The sequence below is a fragment of the Novosphingobium capsulatum NBRC 12533 genome (assembly GCF_001598375.1).
Lineage (GTDB): Bacteria > Pseudomonadota > Alphaproteobacteria > Sphingomonadales > Sphingomonadaceae > Novosphingobium > Novosphingobium capsulatum.
The window spans coordinates 338,263-353,481 of sequence record NZ_BCYV01000008.1 but is presented as its reverse complement, the minus strand read 5'-3'; the positions used below and the strand labels follow the sequence as shown (position 1 = coordinate 353,481).

Genomic DNA, 15,219 nt, shown 5'->3' with positions numbered 1-15,219 from the left:
ACGTCCCAGACCACGCCTTGCAGCAGTGCTGTGGCCTGCGTGAATGAATGCCCGATTTCATTGCGCCGACCGGGGGGCTGAACGTTGGAATGCAGGCGAATGCAAACGTTGCGTTGATCAGCGATTGTGGGATTTCAACCCCGGGGAGGCTGGTGAGTGATGCTGTCAATCGCGGAAATTGGCGGTCGCTCAGCGATTGCCCTGCTTGCTGGAATCGCCCTTATCGCAGGGATGAGTACATACACCGCTCAGCCTCATCGTAAGGGACCGGTATCGCTCTGGATCGTATTGCCACTGCTAGCAGGGCAAATTAGTCTCATTGCCGGTTGCTGTGGGATTGGGACCACACTTGGCAGAATGGCAGCAGGGGAATTGCCGGGTTTGGCTGCGGGCCTGTTCGGGTTTTTGGGAATGTTATGGAGCAGCAGCATTGCCATTCAGGTTGTCCAAAACTGGGGTTACAAGTTCATGGGCGCGCCTCCACAGCGAATTCGTTGGTCAAACGCTCCGCGCTCAACTCCCAAGCGGCGTAGCATCAAACGCGTAGCTGCCGCATCTCGAAGAGTCCTCTAACCCTGATTCTGCTGCCGGCCCGCAGGGCCGAACCAGACCATTCGACTGGCCATCCGTTGCTAATGTTTGCCGGATTAACCTATGACCGGTTCCGGCGCTGCCGCCAGCAGCGGTCAAAGACCGGTGTTGCGGCGCTTTGTGCCTGGCCTCAGGGAAACCCTACAATGTCGCCATCGAGCGGTAGCTCTTCCTTGCGTAAGATCGGTTTCCATGGAAGCGGGTGAGGTATCTCCGGATCGAAGCTTTCCTCGATATTTTCCGTTCCGTAAAGGGTGAAGCCGTCGATGAGGTAGGGCAGCCCCTCGGACCCTTCGAAGCTGGGTCGATCGCTGATGTGGAAATGGAGATGGGGCGCTCCCGCGCTGCCGGTCTGTCCGACGCGTCCGATGACCTCGCCCCGCGCGACATGTTGTCCCGGACGCACGGTGACGCTTCCTTGCTGGAGATGGGCGTAATGCGCATAGGCGCCGGGCGCGATCGCCAGTACCACGAAATTGCCATAGAGGGTTCGCGCCGTCAGATCCTCGGGCGTCTCCGACGGGCGCAGGGGCTTGCCGTTAGCGATCCCGTCATGTGTATCGGCAACGACCCCGTCAGCCACAGCCACAACATCCTTGCCATAGCCGACCCAATCTTCATCGATACTGGAAGTAAGCGTCTCATAATGGCGCCGTAACGAATGGTTGCCTTCATCCAACCCGAACCAATCGATCGCAAAGCGCTGGGGTATGGTGAGTTTGCCGTCGATAGCGACCGGACTGCCCCAGTGGTGGGAATGGGGGTTGCCCGGTCCTTCTACCGCCAGCCACCGCCCGCTACGCAGCGGTGGCGCAATCCTGAGCGGTGCTTCTTTGCCGATGGTCACACATACATTGTCTGCCTGTTCGATTTCACCCTTCGCGGTCAGGAGCGTAAGCTGGTGACGCAGGCTGTCAGGTCTGATGCCGGCGGGCAGGGGCAGCCACAGGAAGAGCGGGACTGTGAGGCCCGATCCAATTGGGACGCCGTCGTCGGGCTTCCCTTTTGCTTGCGCTCGATGGAGGAGCTCTTGGAGCGCCGCGCCCTCGATGGACGCCATTGGCACCTGGCTGGTGCCGCTGAAGATTGCCAGTCGGGTGAGCTTTAGGGGATTGTTATCGGACTGAAAGCTCGTGACGCGCAGTTCATAGGCGAGGTGGCGATGGCCATCGCTGCCCGTCACGATACGCGGAGCGAAAGGCGTTCGCGCTTCAATCTGTGCCTGATGGTTTGCATGTGGCGTCAGGCTGGGACCCATGTGCGTAGAAGCCGGCTGCGCAGATGCAGCAATTGGCAAGGCAATCGCCAGCGCCCATCCGAGCAGACTTGGAACTTGGCTCATACGGGTCTCCTGCTGCCGGTCGGGTACAGTGATGCGCGGTCTTGGCAGCTAGGGCAAGAAGCCGGTCTTGGAGCCCCGTCTGCCCAAATGTTCGGTGTTGGCATCGCCAAGCCAAGAGTGTGCCCCCGATACGCCCAGGATTTCCCGGAGAGTTCACGCATTGAGTCGCCGGCCAACGAATGCCCGGCTACCTACGATCTCGAATGAGCCTGTAAATGTCGCCTTTTGCGGCGTCATCGCTCCCTCGCAAATTGCCCGGCGAGATGATCGATCAGCGCGCGCACGGCCGGCGGCCAGCCCCTACGGGTGGTGAAGACGAGGTGGACGTTCCCGCGTTGCGCGCGCCAATCCGGCAGCAGGTGCACCAACTGGCCGGCGTCAAGCGCGAGCGCGCAAGCGTGGTCCGGCAGCAGCGCCACCCCCAGATCCGCGATGGCTGCGGCGCGTACGGCGACAAAATCGGAGCAGGTCAGGCGCGGCTCGTGGCGCAGGCGGTGCGTCGCACCATCATGGCGTTCCAGCTGCCACTCGCTCTCACCGATCTCGTCGCTGGTGCCGAGGTTCCGCTCGGCCGCGTCGGCCAGCCCGAGGAGATCGCCAAGGCCGTGCTGTTCCTCGCCTCGGACCAGGCAAGCTTTGTCAACGGCATCGAACTTTTCTTCGATGGGGGCATGGCCCAGATCTGAACCAGTCGGCACCAGGCGGCGCCAGGCGGATCTTGCGCCGTTCGATCCTAGGTGGCCGCATTTGAATGACCGGCGGCTTCCAAGGCGGCAATTGCGGCGTGCGAATAGCAGATTTTGCGAATAGCAGATTTGGTGGCAGTCGACGACCGATGCACCTGCCCGCTGCATCGGTCGTCGTTCGTCGCCACGCCGATTGTCGTCAGGCGCCGAAGCCACCGTCGATCGTCTGCATCGCCCCGGTGATCATTCCGCCGTGGGGCCCGGCGATCATGGGCATCGAAGGTTGGTTCGGCACGACCGCCGAATGCATCGACGCAGCCTGTACCGGCGTCTGGCGCGGAGACCTCGCATGAGCGCCACCCGTGCGCCCGATTACGTGATCCATGGGCGCTGCGTGGTTCCCGGGATCACGGTTGGCGAAGCGCTGGTTACCCGCGACACAATCTCCGGCTGGGGCGGCGTCAACCCCATGGCCGGCAAGGTGATCGAAAGCCGCCATGAACTCAACGGCGTCAGCTTTGCTGGCAAGATTCTGGTGTTCCCCGGCGCGAAGGGGTCGTCTGGCTGGTCTTCGATTTTCCACATGACGCGGCTAGCCGGCACCGCTCCTCTCGCGCTGCTGTTCAACGTGACGACGACCAAGGCGACGCTGGGAGCGGTGGTCCTGCGCGTTCCGGCGCTCACCGACTTCGACCACGACCCCCTCGCTCTGATCGCGACGGGAGATCTGCTGCGCGTCAATGCCGATGAAGGCAAAGTGGAAGGCTGGCGCGCGCCGAGATAGGGTGTCTGGAAGCGCGGTATGGCCAAAGGTCCTGGAGCTTTGGCTCAATGCAGAATCGAACTGGCGGCGGAGCCAACAATGCCGATCAAGCAGTCCCGCGCGCGATGGTGCGGCTACCACGTCGATCAGATGCGCCATAGCGGAGCGGCCGCTGTTCGAATTTCGTCCCGGATACAGGTTGCTCGAAGCCGCGCCCGATGAAACCTGGCGCGGTCCATGCCATGGAACAGTCGATCATCGCGCGCTCCCGGCCTCGTGCCTCTCCGTCATGTCTCGCTTCCAGCGCTGGCGAAGCGTAGCCGGTCGAACGCCATGACCGTCTTCGAGAAACGTGGCGGCGGAAATGCGATCGGCGCGGAAGTGGCGGAAATCCTGGCGTAGCTCGCACCATGCGGCGAGCATTCGCGTGTCGTCGAGGAAGCCCAGGATGATCGGCCAGACGATGCGCCGGGTTGGCTCGCCATGCTGGTCAAGATAATCGATCGCGATCTTGCGGCCTTCGCGTATCCATTCACGCGTGCGCGCCAGGTCGATGCGATCGGGCACCGGCGGCGGCTTGGTCGATCGGGCGGCGATCGCGGGATCGGCAATGAGCGGCCGCAGCCGATCGGGAACGACGCTGGTGATCTTCGCGATGAGGTCGCGCGCGGCATTGGCGAGCACCGGATCGCCCCGGCTTGCGACCCATTGCGCGCCGAGCACTGCCGCTTCGACCTCGTCGGGTGTCAGCATCAGTGGCGGCATGTCGAATGCATCGTCGAGGATGTAGCCAAATCCGGCTTCGCCCTGCACGGGAACGCGCTGCGCGATCAGATCGGCGACATCGCGATAGACGGTGCGTTGCGAGACTTCCAATTCGCCCGCGATCTCGGCGGCCGTCACTGGCCGGGACGAGCGGCGCAGAATCTGGATGATCTGGAACAATCGGTCTGCCCTGCGCATGCTGCCGCCTCCTGCTGACAGAATGCTGTCAGCAGGGTGGTCCTACAAGCGAAATTGCTCTGCGAAACCCGCTCAGCCATTCGACCGATCGAAAAGGACCTGCCTCATGATAACCTTGTTCCACGCGCCCCAATCGCGTTCGTCCCGCATGATCTGGTTGCTGGAGGAGCTTGGGGTTGCCTACGAGATCCGCCCGGTTTCCATTTTTCGCCCCATGACCGGGGAAGGGCAGGGCGACCCTGCCAATCCCCATCCCGACAAGCGTGTGCCGGCGCTCGTTCACGATGGCAGGCTGCTCGCGGAATCGGTTGCAATCGTGCTGTACCTGCTCGATGCCGTTCCGCAGGCAGGGCTCGCTCCTGCGCCGGCCGACGGCGGCCGGGGCGACTATCTCACCTGGATCGCATGGTATGCTACCGAACTGGAGCCAGCGCTGTTTGCCGGAATGGCTGGCGAACTGGCGAGATCGGCGCAGAAGCAGCGCAACCATGACGCGGTGATCGCTCGCTTGCGCGCCGCGCTGGAGGCTGGGCCCTATGTCATGGGCGAGACGTTCACAGGGGCCGACTTCCTGATCAGCAGCGCCATGGCGTTTGGCCGCCAGGCGTTCCCGGCTGACCAGGTCTTCGATGCCTATATTGAACGGTGCCGCAGCCGTCCCGCCGCCAACCGCGCGCTGGCGCTGGATGATCAGGCCGGCTTGCAGACACCCGCCTGAGCCTGGGCACATGATCCCGGGGCGTTCCAAAGGCCTCGGATCATGTTGCCGCCGCATTTATCTCCGGTCCGGCGTTCGCGTGCGGGGTTGCCATGGACTGTGCCAGCTATTGCAACCGATGCCATCTCATTCAGAATCGACCTTCGAACGACAGGCCGATGATGCGGGGGTCGTTCACGACACCGCGGAGGTGACCGTCGAGATCGACGAAGCTCTGGGTCGGCTTCTGGACATTGAAGATATTGCTGACAACGAGGAACGCCCCGAAATGGTCGCCCTGCCAGCCCAGCTTGGTGTTTACCAGCGTGCGGCCGCGGATATCCTGCTCCGGCGGGATCGCGGGCTGGTTGACGATGTCTTGGAAATAGCCGCTGCGATAGTTCGCGTTGACGTTGGCGAAGAGCCCCGTGGGATGCTGCCAGGTTGCGCTGCCTGATACCGTCCAGTGGGGCGCCCTGCTGAACTGATTGCCAGGCACGAACTGGAAGAGTGTCCCGGTCGAGGATGCGGCATCCTCGAAGCGGGTATTGCTGTAACCCGCCCCCAGGAAGAGATTGAGTTCCGGCGTCGGCCGCCCGCTGATTTCGAGTTCGGCACCATAGAGACGTGACTTGCCGGCGTTGACCACCTGTGTGTCGAACACCGACCCCGGCGTCAGTTGCACAGAGACCTGCTGGTCCTTCCAGTCGATATAATAGACGTTGGCGTTGACCGTCAGCTTGCGGTCGAACCATTGCGAGCGCGCGGCGAACTCATAGTTCCAGGTATATTCCGGATTGTATTCATAATACTGCCCGCGCTGCTGGTTGAGGCCGGAACCGCCGGCGCGATAACCGCGCTGTGCCGTCAGGCTAAGCGACACGTCGCGGGTCAGGTCATAGGTGAAGCCCGCTTTGGGGAGCCAGGCCTGGTAAGTGACTGTGCGCTGAGGAAGAATGCTGGTGGCGTTGGCGGCGGTCGCCTGCAACAGGGCGTTCAACTGGGTGACGGTGGGCGCGAGTGCGGGGGGCAAGGCGCTCGGATCTGGCAATGCGCGGGTGATAGCAACGGTCTGGACAGAACCGCGATTCTGGCTTTCGTGATCGTAGCGCAGCCCGGCGATCAGGCGCAGCTTGTTGGTGAGCGGGAACATCAGGTCGGCAAAGGCGGCATGGTTCTTGGTGAGGCGTGGTTGGGTCAGTGTGTTGGCGATCGGCACCGTGCCGCCATACAGATTGATGACCGTGTCGACCGTCGCCTGCGGCATCCCCATCCCCAGCAATGTCCGGTCGATGCCAAGGCGGCGTAATCCCAGATTTTGCGTGGCGCGGAAGAGATAATCGCGATTGTCGTCCCGCAGGTAATAGGCACCGATAAGGCCCTGTACCCAGCTTTTCTGGACGTTCAGGCGCAGTTCCTGCTGAAACGTCTTGCTCGGATCACGGATCATGCCAACCTGGCCCGGCGTGGCGCTGCGATCCTGATCGTAGGTATTGAGGCTGCGGATATTGCTGTAATTGGTGACCGAAGTGAGCTTGAAGCCACCGCCAAGGTCATAGTCGGCCTCAAGTGTCGCGATGTCGCTCTTGACGGTGAGGATGTCGGGAACGTCTTCGGTCGCAACGCGCTGCGTGAGCGTATAGGGTGCGTCAAATTGCGTCCAATCTGTGCCGCGTTGGTGGCGGTCATGCAGATAGGTCGCGACAATGCGCAGTCCGGGCAATGCCGCGGGGGTGAGCAGCAGCTTGCCGCGGATGGTCTCGGATTCGCGTCGGTCGCCATCGGTGCGCAATGTGACGTTTTGGACGAGGCCATCGGCGCGGGCAATCTCGCCAGCAACCCGGAACGCGAGTTGCCCATCGATAAGCGGACCGCCGATCGCCGCGCCCGCACGGCGTTGGCCGTCCTTGTCGGTCATGAGCAGCCGCGCCTTGCCGCTCCATTGATAGGTCGGATCGGTCGTCCGAATGATGACGGCTCCGGCTAACGCGTTACGCCCCTGCACGGTCGATTGCGGCCCACGGAACACCTCGACCTGCGCGATATCATAGAGATCGAGTGGCCCGACACTGAGCGCGACCTGCGGGAGAACGGCGCCATCCAGATATACGCTTGCCAGTGCGCCGTCGCCGCTGCCCGATACGTTGGACGCGTCAATGCCGCGGATCGAAAAGGTGGTGCGATTGCCGCTGCTCGACAGGTTGGGGGTGCGCTCGAGGACGTCATAGACGCTCAGCAAATTCTGGCTGGTAATCGCCTGATTGGTCGTCACCGCGACGCTCGCCGGTGTGTCCTGCAGCGTCCGGTTCGATTTCTGCCCTGTGACGATGATGTCGGCCGTGCCCTGCTGGTCGCTCGAAGGGGCGGGGCGCGTGTCAGCCGGGACCAACTCTGGCGCCGCGGCATGCGCCATGCCGGCGGTGGCCAAAAGCATTGCAAGCGCGCTGACGCGCGTCTGGATATTGAACATGGATATTCCCCCGCGTTGATTGCGGATCAACTATTAACGTTGCTCTTGAGAGTCAATTGCATTAGTCGAGGCGTACAGAAAGATCGAGACGGGGCGGCAATGTTTTTGTTTAGGAACCCAAATGAGCCGGGCGGCGGCAGCCGTGTGCAAGAGCCGCATGCTGGCGGGAGTCCGATCTCGTGACCCAGTTCCTGGCGTCGGCGCTGATCGTGGGTGCGGGTATCGCCGGTAGCTGGTTGCTGCGATGCGCTTGGGCAGACCGGGAGCGAGAGCGCCCTGATTTCAGGCTTGCCGGCTGGGGCATATTGGTCGGTGCTCTGCTCGCATCGGCGGTCTGGATCGGGCCGATGCTCGGCCTCGCCTACGCCCTGACGCTGTTGCCTGTGGGCAGTCTGCTGGTTGTGGTGCACGGCGCAACCAGACGCGCGGCGCGCGAGTCCCGGCGAGCACGGCTTGCCCCTGCGCCGCTGGACGGCACGTCGCGCGCATGGCGTGGCTGGCTCAAGGCCCTTCTGGCCGGGCCCCTCGGGATGCTCGCGGCCATGGGGCTTGCTTTCTGCTATGCCGCCTGGGCGCCCGGTGCGATCCAGACCCGCCTGCTGATCGCGGCCTTGCTCGTCCCGGCACTTTGGGGAGTGGCCATGACCTGGACCCTCGCTGACCAGCGGATCGTCCGCGCAACGGCCGTGCTGGGAGGCACAACCATCCTCGGTTTCGGCCTCGCCTTTCTGGGAGGCATCGCATGAGCCGTCCTGCCGAACGCCCACGTGGCGGCCTTTGGCGGACAGAGATCGTCCGCGCCGTGCTCAACGGCCATTCTGTGCTGGGTATCGCCTTTGCCGCCGCGATCTATATTGTATGCCTGAGTGGCACGCTAAGCGTCTTCATGCGCGACTTTCAGCGGTGGGAGCAACCGGCCGCCCCGACCTTCCCGGTCGCCAGCGATGCGGCGATCGGACGCGCTGTCGTCGAGATGGGAAGCAGGGTAGGGACCGACAAGAATTTCTACGTTCTGCTGCCAAGCGGCGACTTCCCGCGTCTTCTGCTCTCGTCGGGCAATGACGCGGATGACGAGGCTTGGTACGCCGATGCCAATGGCCATCTCGCCATGCGCGCGAAATCGCCCTGGACTGACTTTCTGGTCGATTTGCACACGCGGTTGCACCTGCCGCAGACCTTGGGGCGCTTTCTGGTCGGCCTGACGGGAGTTGCGCTCCTTTCGTCGCTGATTTCCGGTATTCTTGCCCATCCCCGTATCTTCAGGGACGCCTTTCACTTGCGGCTTGGCGGGTCGCTGCGGCTGGAGCAGGCGGATTTGCATAACCGTCTCGGTGTCTGGCCGCTGCCTTTTCATATCATCGTCTCACTCACCGGCGCACTCTTGGGACTGAGCACCGTGATCGTCGGCATTCTTGCGCTCCTGTTGTTTCGTGGCGACAGTCAGCAGATATATGCGTTGCTGGCACCGCCGCAGGCGAAGGAAGACGCCCGGCCAGCACCCATGCCCGATGTAGCGACGCTGATTGCCGTAGCGCGCGACCGTGCGCCCGGTGCGCAACTGCGCCAGATCGAGGTCAGCCACTGGAGCCGCCGCGATATGCGGCTGGAACTGTCGGCATCGCGGCGCCGGTTGATCGCGCAGCAGGACAATATCACTTTTGATGCCACCGGCAGGTTAGTTGCCGAAAAGCATCCCGCGGGCCTGACCGTTGGTGAACGGATACTTGGCGCGCTGGGCCCGCTGCATTTTGGCTGGTTCGGTGGGATGGCCGTTCGCATCGCCTATGGGTTGTTGGGTCTGGCGCTCTGCGTCGTCACTGCATCGGGGATCACCATTTGGCTGGCGCGGCGGCGCGACAAAGGGCGAGCGGCACCAGGATGGGAGCGGCTGTGGGCGGCGATCAGTTGGGGACAACCGGTCGCAATAGTCACGACGGTGCTGCTTGCGCTGCTGCTCCACGGCCGGATGCCGGACGGGACCTTGGTAGCGGTCTGGGCAACGGTCACGCTTCTCTCAGCGATCATCGCGTCTGCGCTAACGGCGAGCTCCGCAGCCGACCTGGCCAGTGCGGGACGCATTGCCACCGGTGTGCTGCTGCTGGCCTCAGCGGGAATACATGCGACGCAGTTCATGCGCGGCGCGACAGACTTCGCGGGTTTTGCTGTAGATGGCGTCATCGTCATCACTGCAATTGGGCTGCTGCGATCAAGCTGACCGCGTGGGCTTCCCTGAGGGTCAAATCATTGGAATGGGTCGCGGCAATCTTTGCGCCTATTTCCAGGAAAGAATTCCGGTGCGCCGGAGGGGCAAGCATGCACCTTCGGCGCAGTCCAACTGGTCAATCGCTGGACTACGGCGCCATAACAACCATCCTCCTGCATCAAATGAGCAGGGTATTGCAGGTAAAAACCTACTCGCTTCAGGCTGTGGGCGGTACTATTATCGGTGGTCATACGCTGTTCCTGCTGTTGGCTGCTATCCTGTGCCTGAATGCGTGACCGGTGCTTAGGCTTCAGGCGATGGTGCAAAAAAACATTGCGGAATTTGCAGCATCTACCGAAGTTCGTCACTTCGGAAACGTTGCCGCCAGATGGTCGATCAGCGCGCGCACCGCAGACGGCAGGCCGCGTCTGGTAGTGAAAACCAGGTGGACGATGCCCATCTGCGCCCGCCATTCAGGCAGGAGATGTACCAGCAATCCCTGCCGCAGTGCCTCGCTACAGACGTGATCGGGCAGCATCGCCACGCCCCTATCCTGGATGGCCGCCGCGCGCACTGCGGTGAAATCACTGCATGTCATGCGCGGTTGGTGGCGCAGGCGATGGGTGACGCCATCCGCCCGCTCCAGATGCCATTCGATTTCGCCGATATCATCGGACGTGCCCAATGAGCGCATCGTCAGCGCCGCGTCGCTGGTCAGCGCCACCCGCACGCGCAAGGCTAGATCGATGCGCTCGGCGATCAGGTCGACAGGGTGATCGGTGGCGATCAGTTGCAGGCGCACACGCGGATAGCGTGCCAAAAATCCTGGCAAGATGCTTCAGAGGATTTCGACCAGACCCGTCGGGCAACTGAAGCGCGCCAGCCCATGTGGCTCGGCGTGTGCCTCGGCGACCAGCGCCGCGGCTTGCTAGGCCTCGCCGATCATCGCGCGACAGCGTTCGTAGAAGGCCTGCCCAACGTCGGTGACGCGAAAGCGGCGGCTCGAACGCTCGATCAACCGCATGCCCAACCGCGCTTCCAGCGCTACGATGCGGCGGCTGAGTTTCGACTTGGGTTCGCGCAGTGCGCGGGCGCCTCGGTGTTCATCACCGGACGCCGCCAGGACGCACTGGATGCGGCGGTGAAAGTGATCGGTGGCTGGGTAACCGCCGTGCGTGGCGATATGTCGAAGCTTGCCGATATCGACGCCTCTACGATGCGGTTCAGCAGCGCCATAGCCAGATCGATGTGATCTTCGCCAATGCGGGCGGTTGCGGCTTTGCCCCGTTGGGCGCCATCAGCGAGGAACACTATCAGCAGACGTTCGGCACCAATGTGAAGGGCGTGTTGTTCACCGTGCAAAAGGCTTTGCCACTGCTGCGCGATGGCGCCTCGGTGGTGCTCACCAGCTCGGTCACCGCGATCACCGGCACGGCGGCCTTTAGCGTGTATTCGGTCACCAAGGCGGAGGTGCGCAATTTCGCCCGCAGCTGGATCCTTGACCTCAAGGACCGCAAAATCCGCGTCAACATCGTCAGCCTGGGGCCGATCGAGACGGCGGGCCTGGTTGAACTGGCGGGCCCTGACGCCGCAGCCCAGCAGGGCCTGCTCGATTTCATGGCAGGGCAGGTGCCGCTCGGCCGCGTGGGCCAGCCCGAAGAAGTCGCCAAGGCAGTGCTGTTTCTTGCCACCGACCGGTCGAGCTATGTCAATGGCATCGAACTGTTCATCGATGGGGCATGGCCCAGATCTGATCCGGACAGGACGGCGCCGCCCAGCTTAGCCGGAAGCGCCGTCCCTCCTTGTCGCTGGACCATCATGATGCAGGCGCCCGGTTGCGTCGGGTGGGTCAGCGCAAGGTGCGCTCGCAAACTTGGGCAAGTCTTCGGCTATGGTGACGATACGCGCCGTCGCAGGGCCGTTGCCGGACTTTAAGCGAAATTAGCGTGCTTGAGACTTCGCCCGGCATTGCCGGGCCAGCGCCGCAAGCACATTTGGTGCGGATCGCAGCCTGGCCGATCAAAGCTAGGCGTGCTCCCCTGATTTGACCCCAATCGTCTCTCTGTGTGGCAAAATCGGCCAATTCAGCGTCATCTGCTCCGTTGCTGCAGCTTGGTCAGTGCCTCATCAAGCGCGGAGAGAAAGCGTGAGCGATCGGCCTTGCTGAACGGGGCGGGGCCGCCCAACTGCTCGCCACCGGCGCGCAGATCGGACATGATTGCCCGCATGGCGATGGCGCTACCGATTGAGGCGCTCGTGAAGGGTTTGCCAGTTGGCGCGATGACCGTGGCGCCCAATTTCAGGCAACGATCGGCCAGCAGAATGTCGGCGGTGACTACCAACGTGTCGGCGAGGGTGTTCTCGACGATCCAATCGTCGGCCGCGTCGAATGCGTCGCTCACGACCTTGCGCGATATGAGCGCGTCGTGCGGCACCCGGATCGGGCTGTTGCTGACGACAACCACAGGAACCTTGTAGCGGAACGCTACCTTGTAGGTTTCCTCTTTCACCGGGCAGGCGTCGGCGTCGATCAGTATCTGCATCATGACCTGCCGTAGAGCATCGCACGAAAGAGGGGGAACCGGTTTTTTGCCAAAAACGGTGTGACACCATCATCCTGGGCCCTGCGGTATGGTTGCCAAGGCGCTGCTAACGCTGCCGCGCAATGGCCGCCGGCGCTCGCCAGCAGTGGCGCAGCGATCGCATGGCGGCGCCGCGGCAAGCCCCCGACATTGCCGCATCAAACCGCGCACCGCGCCGTTGGGGTCGGTCTCAAGGCGCCGTTTCGAACGTCGCATTGAGATAGGCCGCGATCCGCACCCCGGCGCGCTTGAGGCGGTCCTCGATCTCGGGGCGGTGCTGGTAGGCGTAGCTCCACGCCAGTGCCGGGTCGGTGGGGTAGATGGTCTTGCGCAGGGCCACGCTCTCGCGGATCCAGACGTGCGGATCGCGCTGGTTCCAGGCCACCACCTGGGCCGCGGTGATCGCGCGCGCGAGCCAGCTGGCATATTCAGAATAGGATAGGCCTTGCTGCTCGATCAAGGCCGAGTCCCACACGCTGTGGAGGTTTGTCGGCTTGCCGAACCAGGTGACCTGGACGGTATTGCCGCCACGATCGGTGCCAGCGCCGGCGTGCAGCGGCTGGTGCAGATCGCCGATGATATGGACGATGAAGCGCAGGGCCATGCGCCGCTGTTCGATCGGCGCTGACCGGTCGCGCAAGGTTGCGGTAAACCGGGCGAGGGCCGTCATCGCATCGCCTTCGGGCGGGGCGTCGCTGGCGACATAGTCGTCTCCCTTGACCGTGACATAGTGCCACGGGCTGGCCTGCTTCTGCCAGAACGGGTCGGGATCGGATTTCATCTCGTCGGGCCAGGTTGCCGCCTGGGCCAGGTCCTCCGAGCCGAGCAGGAGGTGGACTTGCGCGCGCGCCAGGCCACTCAGGTTGGCATCGGCGATCGCGCCGGTGATGCGATGGCCTTCAGGCCCCCAGGCATGGGCGGGGGAAGCCAGCGCCAGCGAGAGGACAACCATCAGGGATCGGCGCATGCGTCTGTTCTCCAAGGAGATTGCGATCGCGCGGCGATAGCCCGGCGCCGCGCGCGCGACAACAGCGCTGCGATGACCCGCAAGGCCGCGCGCCTGGTTGCGGGTCGCATGGCGTGCCAAGGCATCGCTGGTGCAGCGCCTGCCCCTGCGCTGCGGCCCCGGCAATCCGGTGTGGGGCAGCAAGATGCGCGGTCCTGGCCGATTGCACGCCAGTCTGCGCCGAGGCCAAGTAGCTGTTGTCTTTGGTCGATTTGCGGTCTTGTTGAGAGGCCTTGCCGTGCCGGCATCGGGCCGGGCGGATTGTGCAAGGCGCGTCATGTCCAGCCGATTGTCTCCTTCGTGCGACGTGTCTCCCGAGCGTGCTCCGGGCCACGCGCGTGGCGCGCGCATGCTGCGCTCGGCACTGGGGCCGCGCATCGGCGCCTGGCTCGACGATCCGGCCATCGTCGAAATCATGCTCAATCCCGATGGCCGGCTGTGGCTCGACCGGCTCGGCGAAGGACTGGTTGCGACCGCCGACACGCTCCTGGCCGCCGATGCCGAGCGGATCGTCCGGCTCGTGGCGCACCATATTGGCGCCGAAGTCCATGCCCGGGCGCCGCGGGTTTCGGCGGAACTGCCGGACAGCGGGGCCCGTTTCGAAGGCCTGCTGCCGCCGGTGGTCGCCGCGCCGAGCTTTGCCATTCGCAAGCCCGCCAGCGCGGTCTTTGCGCTGGGCGATTATGTCGCCGCCGGCATGTGTCGCCCCGACCAGGCCGAGGCGCTGCGCGACGCGGTGGCATCGCGTGCCAACATTCTCGTGGCGGGTGGGACGTCGTCTGGCAAGACCACGCTGGTCAATGCCCTGCTCGCCGAAGTGGCCCGCCTGCCCGACCGGGTCGTGCTGATCGAGGACACCCGCGAGCTGCAGTGCGCCGCGCCCAATCTCGTCGCCCTGCGCACCGGGGACGGTATCGCCACGCTGTCCGATCTCGTCCGATCGGCGCTGCGGCTGCGGCCCGATCGCATTCCGATCGGGGAAGTGCGCGGCGGCGAGGCGCTCGATCTCGTCAAGGCCTGGGGCACCGGTCATCCTGGTGGCATCGGCACGATCCACGCCGGATCTGCGCTCGGGGCTTTGCGCCGCCTCGAACAGCTCATCCAGGAACGCGTCGCGACAGTGCCGCGCGGCCTGATTGCCGAAACCATCGATGTCATCGCCGTGCTGGTCCGCGACGGTCCGGCCCGCCGCCTGGCCGATCTCGTCGCCGTCACCGGCCTCACGCCCGATGGCGATTACCAGCTTGCTCCGCTCCCGGTGGCCGCGACGCGTGCCCCTGCCATCCCACTTGAAGGAACTCTGCCATGACCACGCCTTGTCGCATCGTGCCGCGTCGCTGCCTTGTCCCGCTGCTTCTGCCTGCCCTGCTGGTGGCATCGGCGGGCACGGCTCATGCTTCGGGTGCCTCGATGCCTTGGGAGGCGCCGCTGCAGTCGATCCTGGAATCGATCCAGGGGCCGGTTGCCAAGATCATTGCCGTGATCATCATCATCGCTGCCGGGCTTTCGCTGGCGTTCGGCGATACCTCGGGCGGCTTCCGGCGCCTGATCCAGATCGTCTTCGGTCTCTCGATAGCCTTTGCCGCCTCGTCTTTCTTCCTCTCATTCTTCTCGTTCGGCGGTGGGGCAGTGCTGTGAGCGAGGATGCCCCCGATCCCGCCATCGTTCCCGGGTTTGCCGTGCCGGTGCACCGCGCCCTGGTCGAGCCGATCCTGCTTGCCGGCGCGCCGCGCAGCTTGGCGATCATCAATGCCACGCTCGCTGGCGCGGTCGGGCTGGGCTTGCGGTTGTGGCTGGTCGGACTGGCCCTGCTTGCCGTAGGCCACGGGCTTGGCGTCTGGGCCGGACGCCGCGATCCCCAATTCGTGGACGTCGCGCGGCGCCATCTGCGCTTCCCGGCTTATTTTGCGGTGTGA

General features: G+C 63.9%; 19 protein-coding genes. 11 read left to right on the top strand and 8 right to left on the bottom strand.

The window, feature by feature from the left end:
* Positions 1-721: 721 nt before the first annotated feature.
* The gene (locus tag SCA01S_RS21720) at positions 722-1,933 is read right to left on the bottom strand and encodes a M23 family metallopeptidase (protein ID WP_084390862.1); all 1,212 of its coding nucleotides are present in this window, start codon (positions 1,931-1,933) and stop codon (positions 722-724) included.
* Positions 1,934-2,166: 233 nt separating this feature from the next.
* Complete coding sequence (locus tag SCA01S_RS22810) at positions 2,167-2,454, bottom strand: LysR substrate-binding domain-containing protein (protein WP_439646870.1); 288 nt, start codon at positions 2,452-2,454, stop codon at positions 2,167-2,169.
* On the opposite strand from SCA01S_RS22810, the gene SCA01S_RS22805 reads away from it, so the two are divergent.
* The 3 genes from SCA01S_RS22805 to SCA01S_RS08435 all read left to right on the top strand — a co-directional run bounded on the left by SCA01S_RS22805 (position 2,443) and on the right by SCA01S_RS08435 (position 3,403).
* On the top strand, positions 2,443-2,619 hold the full coding sequence (locus tag SCA01S_RS22805; RefSeq protein WP_412103059.1) for an SDR family oxidoreductase: 177 nt from the start codon (positions 2,443-2,445) through the stop codon (positions 2,617-2,619). The two genes, SCA01S_RS22810 and SCA01S_RS22805, sit on opposite strands and share 12 nt — an antisense overlap.
* A 149-nt stretch (positions 2,620-2,768) precedes the next feature.
* Complete coding sequence (locus SCA01S_RS08440; protein WP_062784728.1) at positions 2,769-2,972, top strand: hypothetical protein; 204 nt, start codon at positions 2,769-2,771, stop codon at positions 2,970-2,972.
* Positions 2,969-3,403 carry an aconitase X swivel domain-containing protein gene (locus SCA01S_RS08435; RefSeq protein WP_062784726.1) on the top strand — a complete coding sequence of 145 codons (435 nt, stop codon included), beginning with the start codon at positions 2,969-2,971 and terminating at the stop codon, positions 3,401-3,403. Before SCA01S_RS08440 ends, SCA01S_RS08435 begins: the two co-directional genes overlap by 4 nt.
* Before the next feature lie 234 nt (positions 3,404-3,637).
* Here the strand turns inward: SCA01S_RS08435 and SCA01S_RS08430 are convergent, their stop codons facing one another.
* Positions 3,638-4,345: a helix-turn-helix transcriptional regulator gene (locus SCA01S_RS08430; RefSeq protein WP_062784724.1), complete on the bottom strand. Its 708-nt coding sequence runs from the start codon at positions 4,343-4,345 to the stop codon at positions 3,638-3,640.
* A 106-nt stretch (positions 4,346-4,451) separates the two neighbouring features.
* Here SCA01S_RS08430 and SCA01S_RS08425 point away from each other — a divergent pair, with 106 nt between their 5' ends.
* Positions 4,452-5,063 carry a glutathione S-transferase family protein gene (locus SCA01S_RS08425; RefSeq protein ID WP_062784722.1) on the top strand — a complete coding sequence of 204 codons (612 nt, stop codon included), beginning with the start codon at positions 4,452-4,454 and terminating at the stop codon, positions 5,061-5,063.
* Positions 5,064-5,193: 130 nt separating this feature from the next.
* Here the strand turns inward: SCA01S_RS08425 and SCA01S_RS08420 are convergent, their stop codons facing one another.
* On the bottom strand, positions 5,194-7,512 hold the full coding sequence (locus SCA01S_RS08420) for a TonB-dependent receptor (RefSeq protein ID WP_062784720.1): 2,319 nt from the start codon (positions 7,510-7,512) through the stop codon (positions 5,194-5,196).
* A 179-nt stretch (positions 7,513-7,691) separates the two neighbouring features.
* On the opposite strand from SCA01S_RS08420, the gene SCA01S_RS08415 reads away from it, so the two are divergent.
* The 3 genes from SCA01S_RS08415 to SCA01S_RS08405 all read left to right on the top strand — a co-directional run bounded on the left by SCA01S_RS08415 (position 7,692) and on the right by SCA01S_RS08405 (position 10,011).
* Positions 7,692-8,258 carry a hypothetical protein gene (locus tag SCA01S_RS08415; RefSeq protein WP_062784718.1) on the top strand — a complete coding sequence of 189 codons (567 nt, stop codon included), beginning with the start codon at positions 7,692-7,694 and terminating at the stop codon, positions 8,256-8,258.
* Positions 8,255-9,727, top strand: coding sequence for a PepSY-associated TM helix domain-containing protein (locus SCA01S_RS08410; RefSeq protein ID WP_062784716.1), 1,473 nt, complete (start codon positions 8,255-8,257; stop codon positions 9,725-9,727). The genes SCA01S_RS08415 and SCA01S_RS08410 overlap by 4 nt, the downstream gene beginning before the upstream one ends.
* A 98-nt stretch (positions 9,728-9,825) precedes the next feature.
* A complete protein-coding gene (locus SCA01S_RS08405; RefSeq protein WP_062784714.1) occupies positions 9,826-10,011 on the top strand; it encodes a hypothetical protein in 186 nt (61 codons plus the stop codon).
* 68 nt (positions 10,012-10,079) lie between these two features.
* Here the strand turns inward: SCA01S_RS08405 and SCA01S_RS21710 are convergent, their stop codons facing one another.
* Positions 10,080-10,547, bottom strand: coding sequence for a LysR substrate-binding domain-containing protein (locus tag SCA01S_RS21710; protein WP_167542880.1), 468 nt, complete (start codon positions 10,545-10,547; stop codon positions 10,080-10,082).
* 96 nt (positions 10,548-10,643) lie between these two features.
* The gene (locus SCA01S_RS22800) at positions 10,644-10,799 is read right to left on the bottom strand and encodes a LysR family transcriptional regulator (protein WP_245652501.1); all 156 of its coding nucleotides are present in this window, start codon (positions 10,797-10,799) and stop codon (positions 10,644-10,646) included.
* Here SCA01S_RS22800 and SCA01S_RS21705 point away from each other — a divergent pair.
* Positions 10,799-11,650, top strand: coding sequence for an SDR family NAD(P)-dependent oxidoreductase (locus tag SCA01S_RS21705; protein ID WP_369405408.1), 852 nt, complete (start codon positions 10,799-10,801; stop codon positions 11,648-11,650). The two genes, SCA01S_RS22800 and SCA01S_RS21705, sit on opposite strands and share 1 nt — an antisense overlap.
* A gap of 155 nt (positions 11,651-11,805) precedes the next feature.
* Here the strand turns inward: SCA01S_RS21705 and SCA01S_RS08390 are convergent, their stop codons facing one another.
* On the bottom strand, positions 11,806-12,258 hold the full coding sequence (locus SCA01S_RS08390) for a YaiI/YqxD family protein (RefSeq protein ID WP_062784822.1): 453 nt from the start codon (positions 12,256-12,258) through the stop codon (positions 11,806-11,808).
* 229 nt (positions 12,259-12,487) lie between these two features.
* A complete protein-coding gene (locus SCA01S_RS08385) occupies positions 12,488-13,264 on the bottom strand; it encodes a S1/P1 nuclease (RefSeq protein ID WP_062784820.1) in 777 nt (258 codons plus the stop codon).
* 316 nt (positions 13,265-13,580) lie between these two features.
* Here SCA01S_RS08385 and trbB point away from each other — a divergent pair, with 316 nt between their 5' ends.
* Genes trbB through SCA01S_RS08370 form a run of 3 tightly spaced genes read left to right on the top strand, consistent with a single transcriptional unit; the run spans position 13,581 to position 15,219 of the window.
* Complete coding sequence (gene trbB / locus SCA01S_RS08380) at positions 13,581-14,612, top strand: P-type conjugative transfer ATPase TrbB (RefSeq protein ID WP_062784712.1); 1,032 nt, start codon at positions 13,581-13,583, stop codon at positions 14,610-14,612.
* Positions 14,609-14,941, top strand: coding sequence for a TrbC/VirB2 family type IV secretion system protein (locus tag SCA01S_RS08375; RefSeq protein WP_062784710.1), 333 nt, complete (start codon positions 14,609-14,611; stop codon positions 14,939-14,941). Before trbB ends, SCA01S_RS08375 begins: the two co-directional genes overlap by 4 nt.
* Complete coding sequence (locus SCA01S_RS08370) at positions 14,938-15,219, top strand: VirB3 family type IV secretion system protein (protein WP_062784708.1); 282 nt, start codon at positions 14,938-14,940, stop codon at positions 15,217-15,219. Before SCA01S_RS08375 ends, SCA01S_RS08370 begins: the two co-directional genes overlap by 4 nt.